This is a genomic window from Leptolyngbya cf. ectocarpi LEGE 11479, from assembly GCF_015207065.1.
Taxonomy (GTDB): domain Bacteria; phylum Cyanobacteriota; class Cyanobacteriia; order Phormidesmidales; family Phormidesmidaceae; genus Leptothoe; species Leptothoe ectocarpi.
Genome location: NZ_JADEXP010000405.1, coordinates 1 through 5,704, shown reverse-complemented (window position 1 = coordinate 5,704; position 5,704 = coordinate 1). Strand labels below are relative to the sequence as shown.

The window sequence follows — 5,704 nt, the reverse complement described above, 5'->3', positions numbered from 1 at the left end:
CTGGCGGACATTGCCGATTTTGTTTCTGACCGTTCATGAAGCAGAAACGACCCGAGGTCGAGCCTTTCGTTTTGGGGGAGATGATTTTATCAACAAATCCGTAGCCGCGTCTGAGCTGGCGATCCGAATTCTCAATCAGATTCAGCATCGGCTGCCTACCGGGCCTGCCTCTCCAGATTCAAATTAGTGCCTCCCCATTAAGCACCTCATTGAGGGAAATCCGAACATTCTCAAACCAGGCTGGGGGGATAGTAGCCTAACCCTTCGACAAAACGAGCACAAAATTCGTGCAGTTCGGTCGGGTCGGGCACCCCATGGGATACAACGACAACCTGGTATTCATTCATCACCTGGGTTGGTGTTTGCCCTCGAGTCAGGGCCTGAAGACTGTGGCGTAACGCCATAGAGGGAGTATGGGGCATGCCATTTTCCTTAAGAAAGGCCAACAGATCTTTTTCTGAGGCAGCACTCAAGCCCTGCCTCAGGCTGATATGCATAACCCAGCGATCAACTAAATAAATCACCGTTAGGGACTCTAACGGTAACTGGCACATTTGAGATAAGCGGTCCATCACCCTGAGGCTCAGACTCACATTGGCGAAGCTATAGAGATATTGCATGGGACGGGGCCTCCTAACACCTCTACCTTACGGTAAGAATCTGAAGAAAATCTGAGGGTTAGTACTGGGAATAGGGTTTTCTCAGAGAATTTAATGGATTCAAAGTGGTGGCAGGCTCTGGTCTCTGATGTCAAATAGTGGGGTGAGATGCCTGCCCCTTTGTCAGGAGATGCCGAAGACGGAAGGGTTTGATTGTTAGTGTTAGGATAGGCCCATTCAATTCCCTCGCTATAATTTTGGCCATACCTGTGGGGGGAAATCTTGCCTATGGTTAGCTCTGAGCATCATCATGTGCATTCATCTTTGATTGGGCAAGACTTGGAATTATTTTTAGCACTGACGCCGAGTCTCTTTTGTACAACCGATCTGGCCGGTTGTTTTAAGTGGGTCAGTCCTAACTTGTTAAATCTGTTGGGCTATGCGCCATCAGCGCTGATGGCCCAGCCGTTAATGGAGTTTGTTCATCTAGAGGATCAAGCCGCCACCCAGCAGGCCCTGACTAAACTGCAGGGGCAAACGGGCAAGGTTATGTTTGAAAATCGCTGCCGCTGTGCCGATGGGGGCTATCGGAATTTGGTTTGGCATGCGATCGCACCCACCGATCAGGTGAGCGCTGCTCAGGTAGTCTACGCCGCTGCCACCGATATTACCGCCCAACGGCAAACGGAACAGTCCCTATCCCAGGAGCGTGATTTTTCACAATCGGTGTTAGCGACCGTCAATGCCATCAATGAACGCCATCAAACCGATATTGCCCTGTTGGATAACCAACAAACCCTGGCCAATATTTTTGACCTGGCGGGAGAGGCCATTATCTGTATTGATCGGTATCAGCATATCCGTCTATATAATCAAACGGCGGAGCGGATGTTTGGCTACACCGCCGCTGAGGCCGTGGGGCAACCTCTAGATCTGCTGCTGCCGGAGGCTTTTCGTACCATTCATCGACAGCATATAGAGAGATTTGGCCAGTCCGCTGTGTTGTCACGACGCATGGGCGAACGGCCGGGCAACGTCAGCGGTCGCCGCAAAAATGGTGACGTCTTTCCCGCCGAGGCCTCTATTTCCAAAAGTAAAACGACGGATGGTCCCTGGTATACCGTGATGCTTCAGGATGTGACTGAGCGGCTGCAGGCGGAAGCGGCCATTCGTCGCAGCGAAGAACAGCTGCGACGGATGACCAACGCCCTACCAATCCTGATTGCCTACATTGATGCCAATGAGCACTATCGGTTTAACAATCGAGCCTATGAGGAATGGCTGGGGGTGCCTTACCAAACCCTAGAAGGTCAGCCGCTGGTTCAGGCCCTGGGGCCTGAAATTTACGATACGATTCAGCCCTATTTACAGCAGGCCCTCAAGGGTCAGAGTGTCACCTTTGAGGTCGAATTTCCCAATAGCGATCTGCCCTATCGCTGGGTCAGTATTAGCTATGAACCAGATATGCAAGCGGGGCAGGTACAGGGCTGTTTTGCGCTGATCCAAGATATTAGCGATCGCAAAGCCGCCGACCAGATCAAACATGAATTTGTCTCGCTGGTGAGCCATGAGTTGCGTACCCCCCTGACCTCGATCCACGGAGCCCTCAAACTCATGACCACAGGCAAGCTGGGCCAGCTTGCCCCCCAGGGTCAAGAGCTGCTGGAAATCGCCCTGAGTAACACTGAACGGCTGACTCGATTGATCAACGATGTGCTCGATCTAGAGCGGATCGAGTCCGGTCGGATCAAAATGATTCGGGTCCGCTGTCGAGTGGCAGATCTACTACATCAGGCTGCTCAGGCAATGATGTCCATGGCCCAAACCCAAGGGGTAACCTTGCAAGTCATGCCAATCGATACCCATATTTATGCTGACCCTGACCACGTGGAGCAGACACTGACAAACCTGCTAAGCAACGCTATCAAGTTTTCACCTCGAGGAGAAACCGTTCTGATCAAAGCAATAGACCAGCCCCATCAAGTTTTATTTAAGGTGATTGACCATGGGCGAGGTATTCCCGAAGATAAACTAGAGACAATTTTCGAGCGCTTTCAACAGGTGGATGTGTCTGACACACGTAATAACGGAGGGACAGGCCTGGGGCTGTCCATCTGTCGTGAAATTGTGCAGCACCACAACGGGCGGATCTGGGTGAAAAGCATCCATGGTCAGGGGAGCACATTTTGTTTTACGTTGCCGAAAACACCTACGCCAGATGCCCTGCCATGACCAACCGTCAGATTTTACTAATCGATGATGAAACGGATATTCAGACCGTGGCTGAAATCGGGATTACCCTTAGTACCGACTGGCAGGTGATGACAGCAAATTCTGGAGAGAAGGGATTAGATGTGGCTATCTCCACTCACCCCGATGCCATCTTGCTGGATGTGGCAATGCCTGGAATGGATGGACTGGCAACACTCGCCGCGCTACAGAAGCATCAGGCAACGGCTGATATTCCGATTATTTTTCTAACGGCCAAGGCCCAGGCGGCAGATCGCCGTCGTTTGTACGAAGCAGGTGCATCCGGTGTGATCACCAAACCGTTTGATCCCACCACCCTGGCCAGTCAGGTGGCGGGATTTTTGGCCTGGACTCTCTAGGGGGCAACCCCTTCTAAGGTTTCGTCAGCCCTGTCATAAAGGCTCTGGAGCTTTTCTAGGGTCTCTGCTTCTGTTTGCCACAGCCCCCGACCATTGGCCTCAATCATCCGCCCGATAATGTTGCGAAACGCTTCTGGATTGGCTGCCCGCAGTTGGTCAGCCATGGTGTCGTCCAGCGCATAGGTTTCAGCGGCCTGGTCATAGACCCAGTTATCCTGAAACCCGGTGGTGCCTCCCCAGCCAACTAGGGCCGTCATCCGTTGAGAGATTTCATAGGCACCGCCGGAACCTTGGTCAGCCATCGCCTCAGCCCACTTAGGATTGAGCAGCTTGGTGCGATACTCCATCCGTAATACATCTTCCAGTTTGCGGGGGGTGGTGTCCTGGGAAAAGCTTTCCACAAAGCTGGCGGTGACGCGCTTGCCCTGACGTTTTTCGGCAGCTTTTTTAAGGGCACCGGTATTGGCGTAATACTCCTGGATATCGGTAAGACCATATTCTACAGAGTCGATTTGCTGCACAATGCGACCAGTGCTTTGGAGTAGGGTGTTGAGTACCTCCGGCCTGGCCTGGCCCTTGTCTGCTCGGCCATAGCTAAAGGCGTTGCGATCGCGCCATGTATCCGCCAGTTCATCCCCTGACTCCCAGTTAGAATCCACCACCCGGTCATTGACCAGGGAACCATAGTCTCCCGATGGGTTCGAAAATAATCGCGCTGACACATTCTCCACCCCTTGGGCTTTTAGCTCTAGCGCGTGTTTACGGATAAAATTCTGTTCCGGTGGTTCATCGGCTTCTGCCGCTCGCAGAAACAAATCATCCAACAGCTCAATAATGTTTACAAAGCTATCGCGAAAGATACCTGACAGATTTCCTAGAATATCAATGCGAGGATGATCCATTTGTTCTAACGGCATCAGACCATAGCGCACAATCCGTCCGGTGCCCTCTTTTACTGGTTCCGCACCCACCAGCTCTAACAAAATGCCAAGGGATTCTCCTTTGGTTTTAATGGCATCTAGACCCCACAGCATCACCGCTACGGTCTCAGGATATTCCCCCGAGTCGTCTAAGTTTTGGGCAATTAGCTTACGCCCAATGGCCCGACCCCGTTCATAGGCGGCAGGGGACGGCATCCGGTAGGGATCCAGGGCGTGAATATTGCGCCCCGTGGGCAATGCTCCCGGTCCATCCCGCAGTAGGTCTCCACCAGGGGCGGGGGGAATGTACTCCCCGTTCAGTCCCCGCAACAAATTGGTCAGCTCATCAGTTGTTTGTGTGAGTCCCTGGCGGATTGTCAAGGCTTCTTCTAACAGCAGAGGTGTTAATGGCTCACTGGCGGGATACCGTTTCGCCAAGATTTCAATATGTGGATTCTCTGGGAGGGTATCTGCCGCAATCTGTTCTATCAAATCAGGCGATAGTCTCTCACCAAAGTAGGCCGCTAGATAACTGCTAATGGCTTCGACGTCTGGAGACTGCCCTAATGCATGAAGACCGCTGGAAAACAGACGGTTCTCCAATACTTGCAGATACCCATAGAGGGTGACAAAATACCGATCCAGCACCGCATTGCTAAACAACTTGGCATTTTCTGGGGTAAACTCTAGACCCTGGGCCTTTAGCTCTGGCAACGGACAGTCTGCTGCCAGGCCCGTGTCGGTGATTTTGGTCAAGATGGCATCCTGCAATACTCGATTAGCCTGGGGATCTTCGCGAAACTCAGCGATCAGCTCCCGCAGAGCAATCAGTTCTTTGTATAGCCCGGCTCGACCATAGGGGGGGACATTGTGGGATATCAACACCCCATAGCCTCGGCGCTTGGCCAAGATCGACTCCGATGGATTGTTGGCAGCATACACATATAGGTGGGGCAGATTGCCCAACAAAATATCCGACCAGGAATAGCCCGTATTTCCCAGGGGAGATCCCGGCAGCCATTCCACCGTGCCGTGCATGCCAAAGTGTACCACCGCATCTGCTTGAAAGTCTTGCTGGAGCCAGGTATAAAACGCCGCGTACTGAGGGTGGGGCGTCAGATCCCGCTCAAACATCAGCCGCATGGGATCCCCCGCCAGTCCCAGCGGCGGCTGTACTCCAATCCACACATTCCCCAACTGAATCCCTCCCACATGAAAGTCTTCACCAACGGTTTTAATGCCACTTTTCGTTAGAGACTGCCACTGTTTTTCAATCTTTGAAGTCTTTAGATACCCCAGCCACTTTTCCAAAGTCCTCACATTCACCGTAGCCGGAACCGATAGATCAGGCGGAATATCATTCTCCCCCGTGGGCTGAGCGGAACCGAAGCCCATCCACTGATTCTCATCATCCGCTGCCTTTACCCAGTCAACCAGAGTCTCTCCATCCTCAGGTAGTTCTCCCACCTGATACCCCTGGGTTTTTAAGGCGTGTAAAAGCGCTAAGAGAGATTTTGGTACATTTAGTAACGCAGCTGTGCCAGTGGCCCCATAGCCAGGGGGGAAACCGTAGAGA

5 protein-coding genes are annotated in these 5,704 nt (G+C 52.4%); 3 read left to right on the top strand and 2 right to left on the bottom strand.

Going from position 1 to position 5,704, the window contains the following annotated elements:
* On the top strand, window positions 1-187 hold a 187-nt coding region (locus IQ260_RS26920; RefSeq protein ID WP_193996161.1), incomplete at its 5' end, for a PleD family two-component system response regulator.
* A 43-nt stretch (window positions 188-230) separates the two neighbouring features.
* Here the strand turns inward: IQ260_RS26920 and IQ260_RS26915 are convergent.
* Window positions 231-620, bottom strand: coding sequence for a hypothetical protein (locus IQ260_RS26915; protein ID WP_193996160.1), 390 nt, complete (start codon window positions 618-620; stop codon window positions 231-233).
* 267 nt (window positions 621-887) lie between these two features.
* Here IQ260_RS26915 and IQ260_RS26910 point away from each other — a divergent pair, with 267 nt between their 5' ends.
* Window positions 888-2,831 (top strand): PAS domain-containing sensor histidine kinase, encoded by a 1,944-nt coding sequence (locus IQ260_RS26910; protein ID WP_193996159.1) that lies wholly within the window; start codon window positions 888-890, stop codon window positions 2,829-2,831.
* Entirely contained in the window at window positions 2,828-3,208 is a 381-nt protein-coding gene (locus tag IQ260_RS26905) for a response regulator (RefSeq protein WP_193996158.1), read from the top strand. Before IQ260_RS26910 ends, IQ260_RS26905 begins: the two co-directional genes overlap by 4 nt.
* Here IQ260_RS26905 and IQ260_RS26900 read toward each other — a convergent pair.
* Window positions 3,205-5,704 (bottom strand): cobaltochelatase subunit CobN (locus tag IQ260_RS26900; RefSeq protein ID WP_193996157.1); only part of this gene is annotated, 2,500 nt, incomplete at its 5' end. The genes IQ260_RS26905 and IQ260_RS26900 overlap by 4 nt on opposite strands.